Annotated in this window: 17 protein-coding genes, 3 rRNA genes and 1 riboswitch; of the genes, 13 read left to right on the top strand and 7 right to left on the bottom strand. The window is 50.3% G+C overall.

Features of this window, described 5'->3' with window-relative positions; translation table 11 throughout:
- Positions 1-210: 210 nt before the first annotated feature.
- The 3 genes from EXW96_RS24770 to EXW96_RS24760 all read left to right on the top strand — a co-directional run bounded on the left by EXW96_RS24770 (position 211) and on the right by EXW96_RS24760 (position 2,936).
- Positions 211-591: an arsenate reductase family protein gene (locus tag EXW96_RS24770; RefSeq protein WP_062409423.1), complete on the top strand. Its 381-nt coding sequence runs from the start codon at positions 211-213 to the stop codon at positions 589-591.
- 18 nt (positions 592-609) lie between these two features.
- A complete protein-coding gene (locus EXW96_RS24765; RefSeq protein WP_062409422.1) occupies positions 610-1,686 on the top strand; it encodes a site-2 protease family protein in 1,077 nt (358 codons plus the stop codon).
- A gap of 65 nt (positions 1,687-1,751) precedes the next feature.
- A complete protein-coding gene (locus EXW96_RS24760; RefSeq protein ID WP_074728853.1) occupies positions 1,752-2,936 on the top strand; it encodes an aminotransferase class I/II-fold pyridoxal phosphate-dependent enzyme in 1,185 nt (394 codons plus the stop codon).
- Positions 2,937-2,990: 54 nt separating this feature from the next.
- Here the strand turns inward: EXW96_RS24760 and EXW96_RS24755 are convergent, their stop codons facing one another.
- On the bottom strand, positions 2,991-3,305 hold the full coding sequence (locus EXW96_RS24755; protein ID WP_174351671.1) for an MFS transporter: 315 nt from the start codon (positions 3,303-3,305) through the stop codon (positions 2,991-2,993).
- A gap of 398 nt (positions 3,306-3,703) precedes the next feature.
- Here EXW96_RS24755 and EXW96_RS24750 point away from each other — a divergent pair, with 398 nt between their 5' ends.
- A complete protein-coding gene (locus tag EXW96_RS24750; protein WP_174351670.1) occupies positions 3,704-4,006 on the top strand; it encodes a hypothetical protein in 303 nt (100 codons plus the stop codon).
- Positions 4,007-4,074: 68 nt separating this feature from the next.
- Here EXW96_RS24750 and EXW96_RS24745 read toward each other — a convergent pair whose 3' ends face one another.
- Together EXW96_RS24745 and EXW96_RS24740 are read right to left on the bottom strand one after the other, a co-directional pair.
- Positions 4,075-4,959 (bottom strand): 5'-3' exonuclease, encoded by an 885-nt coding sequence (locus EXW96_RS24745; RefSeq protein WP_174351669.1) that lies wholly within the window; start codon positions 4,957-4,959, stop codon positions 4,075-4,077.
- 39 nt (positions 4,960-4,998) lie between these two features.
- The gene (locus EXW96_RS24740) at positions 4,999-5,223 is read right to left on the bottom strand and encodes a hypothetical protein (protein ID WP_054818689.1); all 225 of its coding nucleotides are present in this window, start codon (positions 5,221-5,223) and stop codon (positions 4,999-5,001) included.
- A 392-nt stretch (positions 5,224-5,615) separates the two neighbouring features.
- Here EXW96_RS24740 and EXW96_RS24735 point away from each other — a divergent pair, with 392 nt between their 5' ends.
- The 5 genes from EXW96_RS24735 (at position 5,616) to rrf (ending at position 11,527) form a co-directional block, all read left to right on the top strand.
- On the top strand, positions 5,616-5,771 hold the full coding sequence (locus EXW96_RS24735; RefSeq protein ID WP_160327387.1) for a hypothetical protein: 156 nt from the start codon (positions 5,616-5,618) through the stop codon (positions 5,769-5,771).
- Complete coding sequence (locus EXW96_RS24730) at positions 5,729-6,103, top strand: XdhC family protein (protein WP_082660833.1); 375 nt, start codon at positions 5,729-5,731, stop codon at positions 6,101-6,103. The genes EXW96_RS24735 and EXW96_RS24730 overlap by 43 nt, the downstream gene beginning before the upstream one ends.
- Positions 6,104-6,650: 547 nt before the next feature.
- Positions 6,651-8,201: ribosomal RNA gene (locus EXW96_RS24725) — 16S ribosomal RNA — on the top strand.
- Positions 8,202-8,424: 223 nt separating this feature from the next.
- A 23S ribosomal RNA gene (locus EXW96_RS24720) occupies positions 8,425-11,337 on the top strand.
- A 73-nt stretch (positions 11,338-11,410) separates the two neighbouring features.
- Positions 11,411-11,527: ribosomal RNA gene (gene rrf, locus EXW96_RS24715) — 5S ribosomal RNA — on the top strand.
- Together the 16S, 23S and 5S rRNA genes form the textbook arrangement of a ribosomal RNA operon.
- Positions 11,528-11,564: 37 nt before the next feature.
- Here rrf and EXW96_RS24710 read toward each other — a convergent pair.
- Positions 11,565-14,243, bottom strand: a complete 2,679-nt coding sequence (locus EXW96_RS24710) for a phosphoenolpyruvate synthase (protein ID WP_174351668.1) — start codon at positions 14,241-14,243, stop codon at positions 11,565-11,567.
- Between the two features lie 273 nt (positions 14,244-14,516).
- Positions 14,517-14,604, top strand: a riboswitch (cyclic di-GMP riboswitch).
- Positions 14,605-14,740: 136 nt separating this feature from the next.
- On the opposite strand from EXW96_RS24710, the gene EXW96_RS24705 reads away from it, so the two are divergent.
- The 3 genes from EXW96_RS24705 (at position 14,741) to EXW96_RS24695 (ending at position 16,350) form a co-directional block, all read left to right on the top strand.
- Positions 14,741-14,947 carry a hypothetical protein gene (locus tag EXW96_RS24705; RefSeq protein ID WP_074729326.1) on the top strand — a complete coding sequence of 69 codons (207 nt, stop codon included), beginning with the start codon at positions 14,741-14,743 and terminating at the stop codon, positions 14,945-14,947.
- Positions 14,948-15,016: 69 nt separating this feature from the next.
- Positions 15,017-15,622, top strand: a complete 606-nt coding sequence (locus tag EXW96_RS24700) for an HD-GYP domain-containing protein (RefSeq protein WP_254611564.1) — start codon at positions 15,017-15,019, stop codon at positions 15,620-15,622.
- 191 nt (positions 15,623-15,813) lie between these two features.
- Positions 15,814-16,350, top strand: coding sequence for an acyl-CoA thioesterase (locus EXW96_RS24695; RefSeq protein WP_054819373.1), 537 nt, complete (start codon positions 15,814-15,816; stop codon positions 16,348-16,350).
- 90 nt (positions 16,351-16,440) lie between these two features.
- On the opposite strand, the gene EXW96_RS24690 is transcribed toward EXW96_RS24695, so the two are convergent.
- Positions 16,441-16,734, bottom strand: a complete 294-nt coding sequence (locus EXW96_RS24690; RefSeq protein ID WP_062411007.1) for a DUF3055 domain-containing protein — start codon at positions 16,732-16,734, stop codon at positions 16,441-16,443.
- Positions 16,735-16,952: 218 nt separating this feature from the next.
- Here EXW96_RS24690 and ilvD point away from each other — a divergent pair, with 218 nt between their 5' ends.
- Positions 16,953-18,641, top strand: a complete 1,689-nt coding sequence (ilvD, locus tag EXW96_RS24685) for a dihydroxy-acid dehydratase (RefSeq protein ID WP_054819374.1) — start codon at positions 16,953-16,955, stop codon at positions 18,639-18,641.
- Positions 18,642-18,755: 114 nt separating this feature from the next.
- Here ilvD and EXW96_RS24680 read toward each other — a convergent pair whose 3' ends face one another.
- Positions 18,756-19,058 carry a hypothetical protein gene (locus tag EXW96_RS24680; protein ID WP_054819375.1) on the bottom strand — a complete coding sequence of 101 codons (303 nt, stop codon included), beginning with the start codon at positions 19,056-19,058 and terminating at the stop codon, positions 18,756-18,758.
- A 233-nt stretch (positions 19,059-19,291) separates the two neighbouring features.
- Positions 19,292-20,042, bottom strand: a 751-nt coding sequence (locus EXW96_RS24675; RefSeq protein WP_174351667.1) for a tyrosine-type recombinase/integrase, incomplete at its 5' end; no start/stop codon positions are given.

The raw sequence follows: 20,042 nt of genomic DNA, 5'->3' as shown, positions 1-20,042 counted from the left end.
ATCTCCTTTTGGAAATTCGTAAGAACGGCTGAATAACCGGGCAGGACGCAGATAATGAATCCGGGAAAGTTGCGGTATTCTTTTCCATTATCGGTATTGCGTCGTCTGATTTCAACTACGGGCTTGCCGCCGCTGATTTGCAGGCGGGCTGCCAACATCGGTATAATGTAAAGTAAAGAAAATCTATACCATGGGACGAGGATGGAGCAGATGAGCAGCAAGCACAAGTTAACCGTATATCAATATCCGCAATGCGGCACATGCCGCAACGCATTAAAGTGGCTGAAGGAGCAAGGATGGGATGTGGAAGCCGTTCACATCGTAGAGCGGCCTCCGACCGTATCGCAACTGCAGGAAATGATTCCTTTAAGCGGCCTGGAGATCAAGAAGTGGTTCAACGTATCGGGAGAAGTCTACAAGGAAATGCAGCTGAAAGACAAGCTTCCCTCCATGAGCGACGAGGAGAAGATCGCGCTGCTGGCGTCCAACGGCAAGCTGATCAAGCGCCCGGTAGTGACCGACGGTTCCAAAGTAACGGTCGGGTTCAAACCGGAAATGTATGCCGAGGTGTGGGGCCGGGCGGAAGCATAAAAGGAGGGTGATCGAGGATTGCAGCCCAGTCGTAATAAAAACAAAGGTAATTGGCTGTGGTATATCGGGGCCGCGGCGGCGTTCCTTCTGACCAAAGGCAAAGGCCTGCTTTCGCTGCTGAAATTCGGTAAAGCCGGCGGGGCGTTGGTTTCTATGTTCATCTCTGTTGGAGCCTATGCTTTGATCTACCCTTGGGGCTTTGCCATAGGCGTGGTGCTTTTGCTCCTTGTCCACGAGTTGGGTCATGTATGGGCCGCCAAGCGCAAAGGCTTACCGGTGACGGCCCCCGTATTTATTCCTTTTCTCGGCGCATTGATCAATATGAAAAGACACCCGAGAGATGCGGAGACGGAGGCTTATGTAGCGATTGGCGGTCCGGCGCTCGGGACGCTCGGGGCTGTTGCCGTGTTTGGAGCGGCTTATGCGCTGGATCATCCGCTGCTCTATACTGTGGCCTACGTCGGGTTTTTCCTGAATCTGATCAACTTGCTGCCGATCCATCCGTTAGACGGAGGACGCATCGCCACGGCCGTTACCCGTTGGCTTTGGCTGGTCGGATTGATCGGCGGATTGGTCATTATCATCTATTTGCGTTCGATTTTATTTTTCATCATCTGGGCGATGTTCGCCTACGACCTTTACAAAAAGTATGTCAAAAACCGCAACCGGGGCGAGGAGCGCATGGTGACCGCGAGCTTTTCCGTTCCGGCAGAGCCGTTAATTGCCCAGGGATACATCATTCCCGGAACGGAGCACAAAAGGGAACTTCCTTTCATCACGTATTCCAGTCTGGAGGATGGGCAGCAGTACGTGAAGGTGCTTTGGGACAGCCTTGATTTTCAAGGCACGGTGCCGATGATGAGCCAAGGCATCATCCAGAGGGCGTACGTGACGCGGCTGGAGCATCTTCAGAAGGAAGACGGGCTGCATCTGATGATTCACTGCCGGATCGATTACACACATTATGAAAATGACAAATATTACGAAGTGCCCGCCGCTTCCCGTTGGAAATTCGGTATTGCATATGTGCTGCTTGCCGCGTTTCTGATCGCCATGATGTCGCTTGTGCATCGGGTTTCCGGCTTGACGGTTTAAAGGTCATTTGCTTGATCGAGGCTAACATGTTAAGATCTATTCTTATACCAAAAGAGGTTTTCCGTATGAAACGACTGGAATCGAAACGTTTGGCCGAACTGGGTTCGGCTATTTTTTCTGAAGTGGCACAGTGGAAAAAAGAGGTGGCAGCCCGCGGCGTCGATGTGATCGACTTGGGCATCGGAAGTCCGGATCGTCCTCCTTCGGCAAGGGTGATGCAGGCGCTTGCGGATGCTGTGGCAGACCCTAAGCTTTATGGGTACCCGACATCGGAAGGAAGCCCCGAGTTCAGGCGGAAGGTTGCGCAATGGTACAAACACCGCTTCAACGTGACGCTGGATCCGGAAAGCGAGATCGTCACCCTTATGGGCTCGCAGGACGGCCTCGCCCATCTTGCCATGGCGGTGACCGATCCGGGAGATACCGTGCTGGTTCCCGATCCGGGTTACCCCATTTATGGGGCGAGCCTGGTATTGGCCGGCGTACAGCCTTGCTTTATGCCGCTTCGTGAAAAGAACGGCTTCCTCCCCAAATTGGAGGATATCCCTGAGGAAACGGCAAAGAAGGCCAAATTTATGCTGCTGAATTACCCGAGCAATCCGTTGTCTGCCGTTGCAACGCTCCCGTTCTTTGAACGGCTGGTAGATTACGCCAAAAAGCACGATCTGCTGATTGTCCAGGATCTGGCTTATTCCGAGATGGCTTTTGACGGATTCAGACCGCCCAGCATTCTGGAAGTCGAGGGCGCGAAAGACGTGGCCGTGGAGTTCCATTCCCTATCCAAAAGCTTTAATATGGCCGGATGCCGCATTGCATTCATGGTCGGACAGTCCGATACGGTTCGGGCGCTGCGCGTGCTGAAATCGAATATCGATTATGGCGTGTTTTTGGCGGTGCAGCAAGCGGGCATTGCCGCTTTGGAGGAGGACATGAGCCCGGATAGACGTTCGGTTGCGGAAATGTATGAGAAACGGAGAGACATCGTCATTGACGGTTTGCGCGAGGCAGGCTGGGATATTGCCAGACCGAAAGCGACCATGTTCATTTGGGCACGGATTCCCGACGGATGGACTTCTCGACAAATTTCCCGGGAAATTCTGTATTCGGCCGGTGTTGCGGTCATTCCGGGCGATGCGTTCGGCAAAGAAGGAGAAGGTTATGTACGCATAGCCTTGGTTCAAGAAGAGGAGCGGCTGATCGAGGCTGTTCGCCGGATCGGACATTTTTTAAAAACAAGAGGTTTGACATAGGCGATTCCTTGCCGGTTCGTTCCGGCAAGGGATTTTTTTCTTAACGGTATGGAATCAATAGGTCGCGATTTGCCCTTTGCTGACGTTTTCCTTACTTAGTTTGTGCAGCGAAGCGTGCATCAAAAAGAACAATAGCGAAACGGCTGAAGTGAGGGTCCCGATCACAATCACCGGCAGGACGCCCCAATGATCATACACATTGCCGTAGATGGTAGGTCCGGTCATTCTGCCCACATTGCCGAAACCGCCGGACAACCCCATATAGAAAGGCGCGGATTTGCCCGTGCGTTCGGAGGAAAAGGTCGGAATCGCAGGAAGCAGCAGCATTTCTCCGATCGTGCACACGTTCATGCCGAAAACCAGAAACACGTAGGTCTCGTGAAAAAATTAAAATGAAGCCCAGCCCCAACGTATAACAGACCGCACTGGCCACCATTTGGGCGACCAGCGACCTGGCCATCGTGGATTTGATCAGGGTGGTTACCGGCTGTCCGGCGAAAATGACAATTCCGTTTACGATCCACAATAAACTGTACATGGCCAAGGGATATCCTTGCTCCGTTAAATAAGGTGCGATGCCGTTGCTCCAGAACGTAAATGACATATAATAAAACAATGCGCCGAGTCCAAGAACAAACATATGTGGAAACGGGTCAAATCACGCAGCGGGCTTTCACTTTTGACATGCGCCGCCGCAGCGTTTTCCGCAGGAATCTCATCCTGCGCGGAGAATGTCATGAAGAAGAACAGGAACACGGCAAAAGCGAATGTCGACATTGACGTTACGGCATAAGTCAACGGAAACGAAATCGAGGGATCAAACCTCCCAAGCACGCTCCGATCGCCAGCCCGGTATTGTTGCCGACATAGCGCTTGGCATGAAGGAAATCGATAAGGACAAACGGTTTGTCATATATAAAGAGCTGCAAAACCTGATTCAGGAAGATGTTCCGCTTGTCACCATCTACTCCGAAAAAAATCTGATTGCGCTGAATAAAGCCATCGAAGGGCGAGGCTGCACCATCTACGGCATGCATTATGATGTAAACGAATGGTCGATTAAACAATAAGCTGCGGGGCTGTCGCCATGAAAATGGCCGGCGGACAGCTCTTGTTTATTCCCAAAGCCCGGGCGCTACTAAGCGCCATACGAATCTATTCTGATTTTCAGTTCCATTTGCTGCAGCCATTCGCCAAGGACATCTTTACGTATGCTTACTTTCAGATCATCCATCAACAACGGATCAAGCTCTGCAATATCGCAGGTGATTTGCGACAGCTCCCTGCTTAAAAGAGCGGTTTCCTTGCCTTGAATCAATTTCTTTTTAAGCCGGGACAGGCCGGGCTCCAGTTGTTCGATATTTTCATAGATCCGCTCCAGCGATCCATAATGCTGAATCAGCGGCAGAGCAGATTTTTCGCCAATCCCCGGGCAACCGGGAATATTGTCGCTGCTGTCGCCAAGCAGCGCTTTGACATCTACCCATTGTTCAGGAGCGATTCCATAATCCGCTTGAAAATGGCTCAGGGAGTAAACATATTCTCCTTGTTTGCCCGCAATAATTTGCGAGGTCGTTTCACTCAATAATTGAAACAAATCATGGTCATTGCTGTATATGTAGCAATCTCCGCCAGACCACTTTTTCGACAGAGCCCCCATCAGGTCATCGGCTTCGTAAGGCGACAATGAAATCTGATGAATCCCTATCGCATCCGATGCTGCTCTGCACGTCTCATACTGATGGATCAAAGGTTCGGGGAGTTCAAACCGTGTGGCCTTGTAAAACGGATACTTTTTCCTTCTTGCGGTTTCGTCCCTTTTCACGTCCCAAACCACGGAGAGGTGAGTAATCCTGTGGTCCCTGATCAGGTTGAATATTTTCTGGTAAAACACCCTTAATGCATTGGTGTACATGCCTTTGCTATTTTTTAACTGGTCATCGGTTCGGTTATATGAGGTGGCAAAATGCGCTCTGCTCAACAAGTTAAATCCGTCGATTAATAATAAAGATTGTCCTGTCATCTTTTCGCCACATCCTTTATCTTAAATTGAAGCTGAACCTTACGATCTAATATCGCTCATGGAAACTCGAAATTCGCAGTCGCTTCGCACATAGTTGGTCCCGTTTATTTTAACGCTAATCGGCGTAATCCGTTCAATGGTTCCGCCGTCCTCGACTCTCACCGGAATATCATCAGCGGTACGTTCCCAGACGGATACTTTCAACTGAAACAATGATGCAGCGAATAGTTCCGTATCGGAATAAAGAGCTCTGGTATCTGACATTGTTTTCACCTCAATCTACAATATTCGACGTAGAAATAAGTAATTCCTCTTAAGGATTATGAAAGTATCTTTGCTGCGTTTTTGGGAAGCTGCGCAGGTTTGGATGCCCTGCCGCATGACCGGCGAATAGCCTTCACTCCATCCGCTGGCCGGAAAACGAAATCTGTCGTCTCATCAGATGAAAACAAAAAAATGACAATTATTCCTAGTGATTTTATTATATTAATATCTCTTAGATCACCAGTTGGAATGACAGGAGAAAAATCGAATAACCGAATCACTTTAACGTTGGAAAGAATCGACCGGACAGCCGGAGTCAACATGAATGTTGATTTCTGGTGAGTCCGGTTTTTGTTTTGGGTTGATTGCCATTGTGAATGGAGATGAACAGATTGCAGCAAGTTTCGTTGTTGATTGTTCATGCGGATTATGTGATCACTGTAGACCGGGACAGGCGGATTTACAAGGATGGGGCGGTTGCCATTGACGACGGCAAGATTATTGTATCGGAAAAAGTCATGAAGACATCGCCTATCTTGGGGGGTTAAGCTCGGGAAGCCGCATCCGCAAAATCGTAAAGAGCCTCCGGTCCGACGATGTGACATTGACGCAAGAGAGATTGAACAGGCTGTTTTCCCCCATCGGTTTGGATATCGGGGCCGGGACGCCGGAAGAAATCACGCTGAGCATCATGGGAGAATTGGTGGCACATCGCCGCAGAAGAAGCGGCGGTTTCTTGCGTGAGGCGGCAGGGACATCGCGGAACCTTTTGACGCTTAGGCCGGTGACCGTAAGGGGCGAAGGCTCTGCATGCAGTGATATAAATGATTATACGGCCTCGGGACTTAGCGACGTGTGCGTACACCCAGGATCATTTTAGCCGCGCTCGGAGGAGAGCATGATTCGCCGCATCGTCCGACGGAACCGAGAGCAGAGCACCTATGCGGTGCTTTTTTATTTTGAACGAGCACCAAAACATTGGATAATATGATACAAATATCTAGGTTGGAAAATATAACTGTTGCATCGGGATAGTAAGTATGATAAATTACTAATCCTGAGCTGCTGCGAGGCAGACAGGATACAAGTCAGACGGTTTCTCTGAGCTTGCGGACGATCCCAAGCATGGAAAACAAAAGACTTGCAAAACGAAATCGAATATGATAGATTATTAAACCGTGACTCCGAAAATACTGCAACTGAATCAGCGTCTGGACGAAAGGATTCGTTCCTCAGTCTGGATAAAAAACAGTTGCCAAACGGTACGGAGTTATGGTAGATTGATTTCCCGGCCGCATGAGACAAGCGGATCGGTGAAACCATAAAGTATTGCCCTTTGAAAACTGAACAACGAGTGAGTGCGAAGTCTCGTCAAGAGATTTCAAAACAAGTCAGTGACGAATTGAGCAATCAATTCTCTCTAAACTTTATTGGAGAGTTTGATCCTGGCTCAGGACGAACGCTGGCGGCGTGCCTAATACATGCAAGTCGAGCGCTAGGGGTGCTCCCTTAGGGGAGCTTCCCTGGAGCGGCGGACGGGTGAGTAACACGTAGGCAACCTGCCTGTAAGACCGGGATAACTACCGGAAACGGTAGCTAAGACCGGATAGGTGGTTTTTCCGCATGGAGGGATCAAGAAACACGGTGCAAGCTGTGGCTTACAGATGGGCCTGCGGCGCATTAGCTAGTTGGTGGGGTAACGGCTCACCAAGGCGACGATGCGTAGCCGACCTGAGAGGGTGATCGGCCACACTGGGACTGAGACACGGCCCAGACTCCTACGGGAGGCAGCAGTAGGGAATCTTCCGCAATGGACGCAAGTCTGACGGAGCAACGCCGCGTGAGTGAAGAAGGTTTTCGGATCGTAAAGCTCTGTTGCCAAGGAAGAACGCCTTGGGGAGTCACTGCCCTGAGGGTGACGGTACTTGAGAAGAAAGCCCCGGCTAACTACGTGCCAGCAGCCGCGGTAATACGTAGGGGGCAAGCGTTGTCCGGAATTATTGGGCGTAAAGCGCGCGCAGGCGGCCGCTTAAGTTTGGTGTATAAGCCCGGGGCTCAACCCCGGATCGCACCGAAAACTGGGTGGCTTGAGTGCAGGAGAGGAAAGCGGAATTCCACGTGTAGCGGTGAAATGCGTAGAGATGTGGAGGAACACCAGTGGCGAAGGCGGCTTTCTGGACTGTAACTGACGCTGAGGCGCGAAAGCGTGGGGAGCAAACAGGATTAGATACCCTGGTAGTCCACGCCGTAAACGATGAGTGCTAGGTGTTAGGGGTTTCGATACCCTTGGTGCCGAAGTCAACACAATAAGCACTCCGCCTGGGGAGTACGCTCGCAAGAGTGAAACTCAAAGGAATTGACGGGGACCCGCACAAGCAGTGGAGTATGTGGTTTAATTCGAAGCAACGCGAAGAACCTTACCAGGTCTTGACATCCCTCTGACCGGTACAGAGATGTACCTTTCCTTCGGGACAGAGGAGACAGGTGGTGCATGGTTGTCGTCAGCTCGTGTCGTGAGATGTTGGGTTAAGTCCCGCAACGAGCGCAACCCTTGAGCTTAGTTGCCAGCATTAAGTTGGGCACTCTAAGTTGACTGCCGGTGACAAACCGGAGGAAGGTGGGGATGACGTCAAATCATCATGCCCCTTATGACCTGGGCTACACACGTACTACAATGGCCGGTACAACGGGAAGCGAAGGAGCGATCCGGAGCGAATCCTTATAAGCCGGTCTCAGTTCGGATTGCAGGCTGCAACTCGCCTGCATGAAGTCGGAATTGCTAGTAATCGCGGATCAGCATGCCGCGGTGAATACGTTCCCGGGTCTTGTACACACCGCCCGTCACACCACGAGAGTTTACAACACCCGAAGTCGGTGGGGTAACCGCAAGGAGCCAGCCGCCGAAGGTGGGGTAGATGATTGGGGTGAAGTCGTAACAAGGTAGCCGTATCGGAAGGTGCGGCTGGATCACCTCCTTTCTATGGAGTCCATGCTGACGGTAGGTCAGCGGACAAATCTGCAACGTAAGTTGCAACGGCACTCACTCGTGTTCAGTTTTGAAAGGTGCAATGCCTTTCAAAACCGTTTGTTCCTTGAAAACTGGATATCGAAACGAAGCAAAATGCTGAATCATCCCGCTGCGATTTTCGTGAGAAATCGTCAGCAGCCGATACGTAAGTGTCGGTACCGAATAACCGAATTGGTTAAGCTAATAAGAGCACACGGAGGATGCCTAGGCGCCAGGAGCCGATGAAGGACGTGGCGAACGACGAAATGCCTCGGGGAGCCGTAAGCAGGCTTTGATCCGGGGATGTCCGAATGGGGAAACCTGCGTATCGTAATAGATACGTACCATGCAGTGAATACATAGCTGCATTGGAGGCAGACGAGGGGAACTGAAACATCTAAGTACCCTCAGGAAAAGAAAACAAAAGTGATTCCGTCAGTAGCGGCGAGCGAAAGCGGATTAGCCCAAACCAGGGGGCTTGCCCTCTGGGGTTGTGGGACGTCAACGTGGGTTGAGCAGAGTAGGTGAAGCGGTCTGGAAAGGCCGGCCAGAGAAGGTAACAGCCCTGTAGCCGAAATTCTGCGAAAGCCCTAGACGGATCCCGAGTACCGCGAGACACGTGAAACCTCGTGGGAATCCGGCAGGACCATCTGCCAAGGCTAAATACTCCCTGGCGACCGATAGTGAAGCAGTACCGTGAGGGAAAGGTGAAAAGAACCGCGGGAGCGGAGTGAAAGAGAACCTGAAACCGTGTGCTTACAAGAAGTCAGAGCCCGTTAAAGGGTGATGGCGTGCCTTTTGTAGAATGAACCGGCGAGTTACGTTTGCAAGCGAGGTTAAGGTGAGAAGCCGAAGCCGCAGCGAAAGCGAGTCTGAACAGGGCGAATGAGTTTGCAGGCGTAGACCCGAAACCGTGTGATCTACCCCTGTCCAGGGTGAAGGTGCGGTAACACGCACTGGAGGCCCGAACCCACGAATGTTGAAAAATTCGGGGATGAGGTGGGGGTAGCGGAGAAATTCCAATCGAACTCGGAGATAGCTGGTTCTCCCCGAAATAGCTTTAGGGCTAGCCTCGGGAGATGCGTCGTGGAGGTAAAGCACTGATTGGGTGCGGGGCCCGCCAAGGGTTACCAAGTCCAGTCAAACTCTGAATGCCACAGACGTTATCCCGGGAGTCAGACAGTGAGTGCTAAGATCCATTGTCAAGAGGGAAACAGCCCAGATCATCAGCTAAGGTCCCCAAGTGTGTGTTAAGTGGGAAAGGATGTGGAGTTGCGCAGACAACCAGGATGTTGGCTTAGAAGCAGCCACCATTCAAAGAGTGCGTAATAGCTCACTGGTCGAGTGACTCTGCGCCGAAAATGTAACGGGGCTAAACACACCACCGAAGCTATGGGTCCAGTAATGGGCAGTAGGGGAGCGTTGTAATCGGGTTGAAGTCAGACCGTGAGGACTGGTGGACTGGTTACAAGTGAGAATGCCGGTATGAGTAACGAAAAGATCAGTGAGAATCTGATCCGCCGAAAGCCTAAGGGTTCCTGAGGAAGGTTCGTCCGCTCAGGGTAAGTCGGGACCTAAGGCGAGGCCGAAAGGCGTAGTCGAAGGACAACAGGTTGAAATTCCTGTACCACCGTGAACCGTTATGAGCGATGGGGTGACGCAGAAGGATAGTGACGCGAGCTGATGGATGCTCGTCCAAGCAGTGAGGCTGGTGTGCAGGCAAATCCGCACATCGAAAGGCTGGGCTGTGATGGGGAGGGAAAATTGGAGTACCGAAGGTCATGAGTTCAGGCTGCCAAGAAAAGCCTCTAGCCAGGGAGAAGGTGCCCGTACCGCAAACCGACACAGGTAGGCGAGCAGAGAATGCTAAGGCGCGCGGAAGAACTCTCGTTAAGGAACTCGGCAAAATGACCCCGTAACTTCGGGAGAAGGGGTGCCCCGGTAGGGTGAATAGCCCGAGGGGGCCGCAGTGAAAAGGCCCAAGCGACTGTTTAGCAAAAACACAGGTCTGTGCGAAGCCGCAAGGCGAAGTATACGGGCTGACGCCTGCCCGGTGCTGGAAGGTTAAGGGGAGCGGTTAGGGTAAGACCGAAGCTGTGAACCGAAGCCCCAGTAAACGGCGGCCGTAACTATAACGGTCCTAAGGTAGCGAAATTCCTTGTCAGGTAAATTCTGACCCGCACGAATGGCGTAACGACTTGGGCGCTGTCTCGACGAGAGATCCGGTGAAATTTTAATACCTGTGAAGATGCAGGTTACCCGCGACAAGACGGAAAGACCCCATGGAGCTTTACTGCAGCTTGATATTGGACTTTGGTACGATCTGTACAGGATAGGTGGGAGCCTGGGAAGCATGAGCGCCAGCTTGTGTGGAGGCGACGTTGGGATACCACCCTGATCGTATCGGAGTTCTAACCTGGTGCCCTAAGCGGGTATGGGGACAGTGTCAGGTGGGCAGTTTGACTGGGGCGGTCGCCTCCTAAAGCGTAACGGAGGCGCCCCAAGGTTCCCTCAGAATGGTTGGAAATCATTCGCAGAGTGCAAAGGCAAAAGGGAGCTTGACTGCGAGACAAACAGGTCGAGCAGGGACGAAAGTCGGGCTTAGTGATCCGGTGGTACCGAATGGAAGGGCCATCGCTCAACGGATAAAAGCTACCCTGGGGATAACAGGCTTATCTCCCCCAAGAGTCCACATCGACGGGGAGGTTTGGCACCTCGATGTCGGCTCATCGCATCCTGGGGCTGAAGTAGGTCCCAAGGGTTGGGCTGTTCGCCCATTAAAGCGGTACGCGAGCTGGGTTCAGAACGTCGTGAGACAGTTCGGTCCCTATCTGTCGCGGGCGCAGGAAATTTGAGAGGAGCTGTCCTTAGTACGAGAGGACCGGGATGGACGTACCGCTGGTGTACCAGTTGTCTCGCCAGAGGCACGGCTGGATAGCCAAGTACGGAAGGGATAAGCGCTGAAAGCATCTAAGCGTGAAGCCCCCCTCAAGATGAGATTTCCCAGTATGTAAGACCCCTTGTAGACGACGAGGTAGATAGGTTCGGGGTGGAAGCACGGCAACGTGTGGAGCTGACGAATACTAATCGGTCGAGGGCTTATCCAAAAAGCACATGAAGATGATCAGCGGCTTGGTTTCGATCCAGTTTTCAGGGCGCAAGCCTTGAGAAATGAATACGTTTGGTGATGATGGCGGAAGGGAACCACGCGTACCCATACCGAACACGACCGTTAAGCCTTCCAGCGTCGATGGTACTTGGACCGCAGGGTCCTGGGAGAGTAGAACGTCGCCAAGCAAACAGCCTGCCTGCCTATGGCAGGCTTTTTTATGTCTTACTCAAAGTCAGTGCCTTCCAATATTTGCACGTAGCCGCTCGTTCCGTTCAACCGGATATAAGCGCCGTCTTTAATCCGTTCGGTCGCTTTTTCAATTCCAACGACGGCCGGAATGCCATACTCCCGGGCAATCACCGATCCGTGCGTCATCAAACCGCCTACTTCCGTGATCAGGCCGACGACCGAGGTAAACAGCGGTGTCCATCCGGGATCGGTATAGGGAGCGACTAAAATTTCCCCGGCATTCAGCTTGGCTTCCTCCGGCTTAAGAACGACTCTTGCAACACCTTCGACGATACCTGCGGATACCGGCGTGCCTACAATCGCGCCCTCCGGCGCTTCCACCACATCACGCAATTTTCCGGAAATGATTTCTCCTTCGCTTGTCATCACCCGGGGAGATTTTAGTTTTTGATTCCGTTCATGCTGCTTTTCTCTTGCTTCTACGATGGTTGGAACATCTCCTGAAAAGCGGTTTTCCAACAGTGCGATGAGCTCTTCCAGCGTTAAATAATACACATCGTCTTTATGCCGAAGGACTCCTTTTGCGACAAGTCTGTTTGCTTCTTCCATCATCGCGCGTTTGTAGATGTCAAACAGCTTCACCACACAGAACTTGTGATGCTCGCGCATGCCCAGCAGGTGGCGGTATAGCTTAATCAACCGGGATATGCTTCTTTTTTGCCAAAAACCAAAATGCGCGGCAATTTCTTTTCCCGCCGCCTCGGCTTCAAGCCTGCCTTGTCTGAATTTCTTCCTGTGCTCCCCGGCCGTTGCCGTTCTGATATTGCTGATAATGGAAGGGATAAGTTGGGTAGGCTCCTCGCGCCATCTTGGTCTGGTGATGTCAATTTCACCCACACACCGCATACCGTATTTCTGAAGAAAGCTCTCCAATTCTAATTTAAATTCATCCCCGCCCGGAATCTCGCCCAATTTTTCATCGAAATGGTCGCTGCTTGCTTTCTGCAAATAATCAATTAAGCCGGGATACTTTCGTATCTTATCGGCAAGGTCTCCCAACGCCAAGCCGAATTCGGTTGTCACATTGCCGGGAAGAGATTTGTACAATGGATTCAACAACCTATCTGCCCGTTCTTTCCCCACCCTTTTGTACAGCTTCTTTTTAAGCGTTCCGGAAGCCAGGACACCTGCAATAAAATAGACGGCCACTCTGGGAATCACCTTGGGCATTTTCTCGATACTCTTCCTGATCGCGCGAATCCTGTCCGCCCCTGAGGCGGAAAATACATGGATCCCGGTTTCACGAGTGATACGATCAATAAGGGCGGAGGCCTTTCTGTTCGCCTTTGCGGGATCTTGCACAAACCGGTGATTGATTACTTTCAATGCCAAGGGAATGATGATCGGCGCCAGTTTACTGACCGTGCGTAATATTGTGCCTATCGGTATGGATCGATGGCGAAAGGCTTCTCGGCTCATGACTTCCTCCAAAGCTGACGCTATGGATTCATCCATGCCCTTGAATATTTTTAGCATTCTGTTTCGAACAGGCCTTATAGAAAGAGGAGCGGTAAAATCAGCAAACATTCTTCCCCCTGCATGATGCAGGATGTACGGTTCGGATGAAGCAGGATTTTTCTTTATAAAATGAAGAAGGCGGCTCAAAACGGATATAGCCAGCGGTTTCATTGGATCAGTCATCATTTGAATGTAGCCGAAATTTATAAATACATGCAATTGATTATCTGAGACAGGCGGTACCGGATATAACGATGTAATCGGCCGACTTTGGAGAATATAAAATTGACCGTCGGCAAAACCCCACTCCACATCTTGCTCCGAGGCATAGTGAGCTTCAATTTTTTTACCCAATATTGCCAGTTGAATGATTTGATGATCCGTTAAAGCCTGCAGCTGCTGTTTCTCCGGAGGGAGATGCTGAGCAACCGTTCCTCCTTCCGGCACGGCATATATGGCTGTTTCCTTCTTGGAAACCTGTTTTTTTACGATTTCACCTGCACGCACCTGATACAAATCCGCAGTAACCAAACCGGATACGAGGGCTTCTCCCAAACCGAAGCTTGCATCGATCGATACCGTTCCGCGATGTCCCGTGACCGGATCCGCCGTAAACATAATTCCGGACACCTCCGGGAAAATCATGTGTTGAACAACGACGGAAATAAACACTGAACGGTGGTTAAAGCCGTTTTTGGCGCGATACGAGATCGCCCGGTCTGTAAACAGTGAGGCCCAGCAGTTTTGTACGGCGTTGAGCAGCTGCTCCAGTCCGCAAACATTCAAATAAGTATCCTGCTGTCCCGCGAACGAGGCCGTCGGCAGATCCTCAGCCGTAGCGCTGGAACGAACAGCATAAGCTTGAGCTTTCCCAGTGGTTTCCCACGCTTTTGAAATGGCCGATTTTACAGAGTTGGGCATCGAAAGGGAGGTGAGATGTTCGCGAATACGCTGTCCCAATATACGTATTTGCTCCAATTGTTCATGGCTGACGCGGTCCAACTGATCGAACAGTTCCTTCATCTCCCGGCTGGATTGAATGAATTGGCGGTAGGCGGCAGTTGTCACGCAAAAACCCTGCGGTACCGGGAAGCCGGCTCTTGTCAACTCCCCGAGGTTGGCTCCTTTTCCGCCCACAGCCGGCAGATGGGATTTATCAATACTCTGAAAATTCAGCACATTTATCGTTGGCATTTTTCCAACTCCTTAATACGAAATGGCAGCTTGCTTTGGTTCCCAATATATTGATCTTGTCACTGAGTTGTCAACCATTTTTTTACTGATTTTCATATTATTCCATCCCCCGGCAAAAGCCGTTCTCCAATCGATGGTTTACATGAGGAGAGGCTTTTCCATTCACAATATATAGTATAAAAATGAAAATTTTTACTATAAAAAAGGAATTTGATTGAATATGTCGAACATTGTTAGCTAATATCTAGTTTTTTCTAACTAATCTCCTTTGAAAAGTGATAAAGGCACACCCATTGAAAAGTGGGGTCGCAAAGCTACAGGGGCTTCAGTGTGATAAACACTATGCCAGCCAGTTACCGAAATCCGGATCATCAATCCTCCAATTTCGGGGGATTTTTTGGTTTTGGGACGTATTATGTAGCATTCTTCCATCGTCACTCTAAGTAGATGAGTTGGTCCGTATTTTGTGAAATCATTGATGAGAGGAGAGAGTGAAAATGTATCTTGGCCGAGTTCCTGCAATGGGATTGGATGAGATTCGAAACCAAACCTATGAGGAATTAAAACACCACTACACTAACCTGAAAGCTGAATTAAAGGTGGCTCGCGTTAATTTTGAATTTGAAAGGGCAGCCGATCTTAAGGAAGAAATCGATTTTATTTTTAAAGAATTATCAAGAAAAAAGGAAAAAAAGACCAGTTGACGATTGACATACGGGACGGTTTCACATGAAGTCTGCATGGATCAGTTTCATGGTATGGAGGAGTAAGTCATGAAAAATGAACGATTGCTGTACATTCTTTTTAGATTGATGAAGAAAGAGTTAAGTACATACGAACATTGCATGCGGGTTGGCAAAATGGCGAGAATCATGGCATCCTATCTTCATTTCAATCAGGAACAAACACGTAGTCTGGTCGTAGGATGTCTGCTTCATGACATTGGCAAGATATTTATTCCAACGGATATTATTACAAAGAAAACAGGTATGACGGTAGAAGAGTGGGAAACCATGAAACGTTATCCTGTGCTCGGAGCAAATCTGGCGCAAAAAGAAGGAATTCATGATTTGAATATTATTGAAATCATTAAATACCACCGCGAACGCTGGGATGGGTCCGGTTATCCTTATGGCTTGCGCGGTGAGTTCATTCCGACTTTTGCGCGAATTTGCTCTATCCTTGATGCTTTTGATGACATGCTGCAGGACGGTCCTCACAGAAAAGGTTTATCCGTTCAAGAAGCCAAGCAAGAGCTGTGGTATCAGAGCAGGAAGCAATTTGACAAAAACCTTGTTCAGGTTTTCCTGAGCATCCCGTCGCATGAATTAAAGACATTCTCCAGCTTCGGCAAATGGAGAGAAGAATATTACGGTTGAATATACCAAATGCCTCCTGTGATTAATCCGGGGGGCTTTTTTACATTCGGTTTTCTCCAACGGCGCCGGATTTGGGCAAACGGGAAGCGACACAGCATTGACAACATCTGGGTTAGCCTGCATAATGTGTTCAAAACGTACATGCGCGTACGGATGATGTACATGAACATGAAGGAGCCGGCAGACTGTATATGGAACAAAGATATGTCAAGGAATCTAGATGCTACAAAACATCCCGAGTATTTCCGACGGATGTCAATAATCACAATACGCTGTTTGGCGGAAAGCTGATGGCCTATATCGATGATATCGCTTCTATCGCGGCTTCCAAGCACTGCCGCAGAAACGTCGTGACGGCTTCGACGGATTCTGTCGACTTTTTGTCACCGGTTCGAACAACAGATTCGGTATGCTTGGAATCCTTCGTAACCTGGACGGGAAGAAGCTCAATGGAGGTCTTTGTCAAAGTGATTACCGAGGATTTGAAAACGGGGGAGCGCACCATTGCCGCGACGTCATTCCTTACTTTCGTGGCGCTCGATGACAATAAGAAGCCCGTTGCCATCCCGGCAGTCATACCGGAAACGGAAGAGGAGATCAGGCTTCACGAAACGGCTGTGCATCGCGCCGAGATGCGCCGATTGCGCAGGGAAGAAAGCAAGAAATTTGCGGACTACCTCACGGTGAGTTTCCCGTGGGAATCGGATTCAGGCTCTGATCATTCCTAGAGTGGAGCCGTAGTGAATCGATGGAAGTGCAATCATCATGGAAAAGCCGATCTTGCCCCTTACGGGAGCTATCGATCGGCTTTCTTCACTTTAAATATCGGTAAAGTTGACCGGCCCCACAACCTCCGTTAAGAAGGCTGTGAGCTCCGCCGCTTCTTCCTCATTGAGCTTGTATACGTGCTCCAGGTAGCCCTCAGCCTCCAGATCGTCCGGCCCGATGACAGCCGTGCGTCCGGTCTGCAAATCCGTGACCATCTTTTTTCCGTAAAAACGGTTAGTCGTCGTGATGGCCAAATCGAATCTCCGCAGCGAATCTCCGACAAAACAAACGAACCTTGTTTTCGTTTCCTCCGTACCGTCGTATAAATAATCAAATTCCATAATTTCCGCTTTCTCCTCCGATTCAAGCTTTCCGTAAGTTATTCGAATTATAACAGATTTTTCGGGGCTTCGCCAAAAAATCCGATCGCGAGATGACTTTAGCCCGATTTCGACCATGCGTTTCGTTTTCATTTCGGGTGAAACATGGTACAATCGGAAGAAGCGGTAGCATTCATAGAATGAAGCGATTCATAGAGTAGAAACGGAGGCTTGTAAGAAAAATGTCCAAGAGAAAAATGAGAAGTGACATGATCAAGAAGGGCTTTGACCGCGCGCCTCACCGCAGCTTGCTGCGTGCTGCCGGCGTCAAAGAAGAAGATTTCGACAAGCCGTTTATCGCGGTTTGCAACTCCTATATTGATATCGTTCCCGGTCACGTCCACCTGCAGGAATTCGGGAAAATCGTAAAAGAAGCGATCCGTGAAGCGGGCGGCGTTCCGTTTGAATTTAATACGATTGGCGTAGACGACGGTATTGCGATGGGACATATCGGTATGCGATACTCCCTCCCGAGCCGTGAAATTATTGCCGATTCCCTGGAAACGGTGGTTTCCGCTCACTGGTTTGACGGAATGGTCTGCATCCCGAACTGTGACAAAATTACGCCGGGCATGATGATGGGCGCTTTGCGCGTCAATATTCCGACGGTTTTCGTCAGCGGCGGGCCGATGAAAGCGGGTAAGACCAGCGATGGCCGTTCGATTTCATTGTCCTCCGTATTTGAGGGCGTAGGCGCCTACCAAGCGGGCAAAATCGATGAAAAAGGCCTGCAGGAGCTTGAACAGTACGGCTGTCCGACCTGTGGATCCTGTTCCGGCATGTTTACGGCCAACTCCATGAACTGTCTGGCTGAAGGTCTTGGCCTTGCGCTGCCGGGCAACGGTACGATTCTTGCTGTCGATCCGGAACGCAAAGAATTTGTGAAACGTTCGGCAAAGCAGCTGATGGAGCTGATCCAAAAGGACATCAAGCCGCGTGACATCGTCACCGTTGAAGCGATCGACAATGCGTTCGCTTTGGATATGGCCATGGGAGGTTCCACCAATACCGTTCTTCATACGCTGGCCATAGCGCATGAAGCAGGGATCGACTATCCGATCGAACGCATCAACGAAGTAGCGAAGCGTGTGCCGCATTTGGCCAAAATCGCACCGGCCTCCGATTATCATATTGAAGACGTGCATAACGCCGGCGGCGTGAGCGCGATCCTTAACGAACTGCTCAAAAAGCCGGGAGCGATCCACGGCGACCGGATCACTGTAACCGGCAAGACGCTGAGAGAGAATGTGGAAGGTCATGAGATTCGGAATACGGATGTCATTCGTACGCTGGATAATCCGCACTCCGAACAAGGCGGATTGGCTGTTCTGTTCGGCAATCTGGCTCCGAACGGCTCGATCATTAAGGTCGGTGCGGTCGACAAATCCGTAGGCGGCTACCATAAAGGGCCGGCCATTTGCTTCGATTCCCAGGAAGAAGCTCTTGCAGGCATTGCCAACGGTAAAGTGAAGGAAGGCCATGTGGTGGTCATCCGGTACGAAGGACCCAAAGGCGGACCGGGCATGCCGGAAATGCTCGCACCGACATCCCAGATCGTCGGCATGGGGCTTGGCGCGAAGGTGGGCCTGATTACGGACGGACGTTTCTCCGGCGCATCCCGCGGTATCAGCATCGGTCACATTTCTCCGGAAGCGGCGGAAGGCGGTCCGATCGCATTCGTAGAAGACGGAGACATCATCGAGCTCGATTTGAACAACCGCAAGATTGAGCTTCTGATCAGCGAAGAAGAATTCGAGCGTCGTAAGGCGAACTGGAAAGGCTTCGAACCGAAGGTGAAGACCGGTTACTTGGCCCGTTATTCCAAGCTTGTTACGTCCGCCAGCACGGGCGGCGTTATGAAAATAGATTGATCTGTCCATGAATAAAGACAGCCCATCGGTATTACCGCGGTGAGCTGCACCTCCAATGGTTAGGGATGTCTAACCATCGGGGGGCAGTTCAGGATGAGGCTGTCTTTATCCTTTTTATTCGTCTACATGATCGTCACCAGACGAATCGTGGGTCGGATGGGCATCGGGATACTCGCGTGAAATGCCTGCGTGAAGCTCCCGGTTTTCGTAGGTAAATTGATTATGCGGCCGCTGGTCTTCTCGCCATGGGCTACTCTTGCCGAGAGATTCGGTTTCCAGGCTGCTTCCGTAGGGCCCCTCCGGAAATTCCTCCGCGGTCAGGTCGTTGCGCTGGGATTCGACGGTTTTCAGATCGGTATATTTCTTTTGAGGGGCTTCCTCTATAAAGCCGTCTCGATTACGGTCGATCGAAGCCATTTGTTGTCACCTCCTTGGGACTGGGTGATAAACTGTTGATTTAATTTTCCCCTTATCATGGATTATTATCCAAAACCTGCTTGATTTTGTAGGTTCTCCATGATATGATTGAATTAATTTCAAACGTCAATGAGGAAGCACCTCTCTTAAAAAGAATCGAATAACCTTATTTTATAAGGATTTGTTGGTTATTGGTTTGGAATTGCCCACATTTTGCCCACATAAAGCTAATATTATATGCCTCCCATTAGTTCGGCGAACTTTTGGGAGGCTTCTTTTTTCTTGGGTTTGGTTACGTGCAGATAAATGCTGCGCGTAATTTTGTCATCCTGGTGCCCAAGCCGATGTTGTATCACTTCCAAGCTAACCCCAGCTTCAGCGAGTAACGATGTGTGCGTATGGCGGAGAGAGTGGGGGGATAGATGATGTTTTATGCCGGCCTCTTTAAGCAAGGCTACCATACGTCGCCAGATATAATATGTCGTGATCGGTTGGCCGTTTTCGTCGGCGAATATAAAGTCATTTTCCCGATCATCCATGCTGACAATTTTCTGTTGGTTTTTATGCCGGTCCAGCACATCCAATACGCTCTTGTCCACGTCGATTATTCGACGGGAGCTCTTCGTCTTTGGTGTTTGCAGCTCATGGGCTCCGGATTTATTTTTTCGATTGTAAAGTGTCTTTGTGATGCTAATGGTTTGTTCATCAAAGTCGATGTCGCGCCACTTTAACGCGCAAAGCTCACCGACTCGCAAACCGGTATAAGCGAGTGTGAGGAAAGCGGGGTAATCGATCGGACGGATAGAGTATTTCGCCGCTTCGAGAAACCGTTTTAATTCGTCTTTCTCCAAATATCGCGGAAGTTCTTCCTGCTTCTCCAAGTCATCAACGCTCTGCATCTTTCTCGGGATCTCGGCAAACTCCGTGATGTCTTTTGAGATAATTTCTAATTCGACTGCTTTTTTAAATATCATGCTGCCCACC

Source organism: Paenibacillus sp. JMULE4, from assembly GCF_013337105.1.
GTDB lineage: Bacteria > Bacillota > Bacilli > Paenibacillales > NBRC-103111 > Paenibacillus_G > Paenibacillus_G naphthalenovorans.
The sequence above is the reverse complement of the archived record's forward strand: the minus strand, read 5'-3'. Positions and strand labels throughout refer to the sequence as shown.

Coding starts and splice junctions, on each gene's coding strand:
- ilvD (WP_054819374.1), top strand. CDS start 16,953: ATGTCCAAGAGAAAAATGAGAAGTGACATGATCAAGAAGGGCTTTGAC.
- EXW96_RS24750 (WP_174351670.1), top strand. CDS start 3,704: ATGTCGACATTGACGTTACGGCATAAGTCAACGGAAACGAAATCGAGG.
- EXW96_RS24680 (WP_054819375.1), bottom strand. CDS start 19,058: ATGGCTTCGATCGACCGTAATCGAGACGGCTTTATAGAGGAAGCCCCT.
- EXW96_RS24745 (WP_174351669.1), bottom strand. CDS start 4,959: ATGACAGGACAATCTTTATTATTAATCGACGGATTTAACTTGTTGAGC.
- EXW96_RS24740 (WP_054818689.1), bottom strand. CDS start 5,223: ATGTCAGATACCAGAGCTCTTTATTCCGATACGGAACTATTCGCTGCA.
- EXW96_RS24710 (WP_174351668.1), bottom strand. CDS start 14,243: ATGCCAACGATAAATGTGCTGAATTTTCAGAGTATTGATAAATCCCAT.
- EXW96_RS24760 (WP_074728853.1), top strand. CDS start 1,752: ATGAAACGACTGGAATCGAAACGTTTGGCCGAACTGGGTTCGGCTATT.
- EXW96_RS24705 (WP_074729326.1), top strand. CDS start 14,741: ATGTATCTTGGCCGAGTTCCTGCAATGGGATTGGATGAGATTCGAAAC.
- EXW96_RS24695 (WP_054819373.1), top strand. CDS start 15,814: ATGGAACAAAGATATGTCAAGGAATCTAGATGCTACAAAACATCCCGA.
- EXW96_RS24770 (WP_062409423.1), top strand. CDS start 211: ATGAGCAGCAAGCACAAGTTAACCGTATATCAATATCCGCAATGCGGC.
- EXW96_RS24700 (WP_254611564.1), top strand. CDS start 15,017: ATGAAAAATGAACGATTGCTGTACATTCTTTTTAGATTGATGAAGAAA.